We start from the raw sequence: 2,028 nt of genomic DNA on the forward strand, positions 1-2,028 counted from the left end.
AGGTCGCAACCTCCTCGCTCGACGCCTGACGTCGACAATCCCGCTCTCGGGGATAATCCTGCTCTCGCGGAGAATCCTGCTGTCGGGGACGATCCTGCTGTCGGGGACAATCCTGCTGTCAGCGATGGGGGTGGGGGCTTGGGTGCTGGGGCTGGTCGGGGTTACAGCCTGACTTTGGTCACCGCGTCACTGCCGGACGAATCCAACCGCGCTGACCTGCGGTGATGTTCGTGGTTTGGTGCGTTTTCACGCACTAACGGGTGCTCTATTCTCGCGTGATGGCGTTCATCAGGCGGGTCCGTACGGGCTCCGGAGCGACGGCCGTGCAGATCGCGGAGTACGCGCGCGGGCGCCAGCGGATCGTGACGCACGTCGGCTCGGCGCATACCGAGGCCGAGCTCGGGGTCCTGCTGCAGCGGGCGCGTGAGCTGCTGGAGGACCCCGAGCAGGGCGTGCTTGATCTTGGGATCGGGCCGACGGCGCCGGTGACGTCGTTGGTGCCGCCTGCGCGCGAGGTCGGGCTGTTCGACGCGCCGCAGGCTGTGGTTGATCGCGGCCGGGACGGCCCCGGACGGGTCGTCTCGACGGACTCGCGGGTGCTGTTCGAGGCCCTCGCGACAGTGTTCACCGATCTGGGGTTCGACGCCCTGGAGGACGCGGTCTTCCGCGATCTGGTCATCGCCAGGGTGGTGGAGCCGACCTCGATCCTGGACACCGGGCGGGTGCTGATCGATCTGGGGGTCCGGCCGGCGAGCGAGAAGACGATGCGCCGCACCCTGGCCCGGGCGTACCAGGGCACCTACCGGGACAAGGTCGCGCAGCTGTGCTTCGACCACGCTCTGACCAGCGGGGATGTCTCGCTCGTGCTCTACGACGTGACGACGTTGTACTTCGAGGCGGAGAAGGAGGACGACCTGCGCAAGGTCGGCTTCTCCAAGGAACGCCGGGTCGATCCCCAGGTCGTTGTGGGCCTGCTGGTCGACCGGCGCGGGTTCCCGCTGGAGATCGGCTGCTACGAGGGGAACAAGGCCGAGACCTCCACCATCGTGCCGATCGTCAAGCAGTTCCAAGCCCGTCACGACGTCGGCGACATGGTCGTCGTCGCCGACGCTGGCATGCTCTCTGCGACGAATCTGCGCGAGCTGGACGAGGCGGACCTGCGGTTCATCGTCGGCTCCCGGGTGACCAAGGCTCCCATGGACCTGGCCTCGCACTTCCGCTGGCACGGCGACGCCTTCGCCGACGCCCAGGTCATCGACACCCTCACCCCCAGGACCGGGAGGCGCAGCGAGAACGACACCGCGGTGCGGGCCGAACCAGTCTGGGGTCCCATCGCCCATCCCGGCTCCTGGCGGGCCGTCTGGGCCTACTCGGCCAAGCGCGCGGCCCGGGACAACAAGACACTGACCCTGCAGGAGAATCGGGCCCGGGCGGTCATCGCTGGGGAAAAGGCCGCCCGGACCCCGCGGTTCGTCAAGACCAGTGGTGACCGGCACGCCCTGGACGAGGCGGCCCTGGCGCGGGCCCGGCGCCTGGTCGGCCTGAAGGGCTACGTCACCAACATCCCCGCTCAGCTGATGCCGGCCAGTGAGGTCATCGGCTCCTACCACGAGCTCTGGCACGTCGAGCAGTCCTTCCGGATGAGCAAGACCGACCTGCGCGCCCGGCCGATGTTCCACCGCACCCGCGATGCGATCGAGGCCCACCTGACCATCGTGTTCACCGCCCTGGCGGTCTCCCGCGAGGTCCAGGCCCGCACCGGGCTGGCGATCCGTAACGTCGTCCGACAGCTCCGGCCGCTGCGCTCCGCGACGATCGCCATCAACGGCGCCACCCAGACCTTCGTCCCCGCCATCCCGGCCGACAAACAAGCCATTCTCGACGCAATCCAGGGCCGGACTCACGCACTAAGCAAATGACCAAACTCAGGCGACCGGCTCCGGCGGGTCAGCCCGGACCAGCTCCGCGAGGTACTGGCCCGGGCCGCGACGATCGCCGCCATCACGGTGTCACGGGCCGGCGCCAACC

General features: G+C 68.8%; 1 protein-coding gene. It reads left to right on the forward strand.

Annotated features, from left to right (window positions below):
* Positions 1–278: 278 nt before the first annotated feature.
* Positions 279–1,919, forward strand: coding sequence for an IS1634 family transposase (locus tag V2J52_RS16985; RefSeq protein ID WP_331228931.1), 1,641 nt, complete (start codon positions 279–281; stop codon positions 1,917–1,919).
* The last annotated feature ends 109 nt before the right edge of the window (positions 1,920–2,028 follow it).

The sequence above is a fragment of the Georgenia sunbinii genome, from assembly GCF_036421875.1.
Taxonomy (GTDB): Bacteria; Actinomycetota; Actinomycetes; order Actinomycetales; family Actinomycetaceae; genus Georgenia_B; species Georgenia_B sunbinii.

What these genes read in the sequence shown, in the direction of transcription:
- V2J52_RS16985 (WP_331228931.1), top strand. Translation starts at nt 279, where the DNA reads ATGGCGTTCATCAGGCGGGTCCGTACGGGCTCCGGAGCGACGGCCGTG.